Here is a 253-nt window from a genome sequence, read left to right as displayed (position 1 = left end):
GAGCTGCCGGCCCGGCTCAAACGCTACAACCTCCTCATCGCGCGCCGCCGAGCCCAGGTCGAGACCACCTTCGCTACTCTCAAACGCCGCATGCGGCTGACCTGCATCCGCCACGTCGGTCTGATCAAGGCGACCGGGCAAGTCCTGCTCGCCTCGATCCTTCAACATGAGGCGGTGGGCCACGATCGCCGCGTGAGCCGCCCTCCGAGGGCAACCACTACAGATCTTCGCAGGCATTGCCGGGACCAGGGCA

Annotated in this window: 1 pseudogene; it reads left to right on the top strand. The window is 66.4% G+C overall.

The annotated features are described in order from the left end of the window. Positions 1-196: pseudogene (locus QJT78_RS52570) on the top strand (transposase); the annotation flags it as partial. Positions 197-253 lie beyond the last annotated feature (57 nt).

It is taken from the genome of Bradyrhizobium sp. Mp27, assembly GCF_029953005.1.
GTDB lineage: Bacteria > Pseudomonadota > Alphaproteobacteria > Rhizobiales > Xanthobacteraceae > Bradyrhizobium > Bradyrhizobium barranii.
This window is presented reverse-complemented; position numbering and strand designations above follow the sequence as displayed.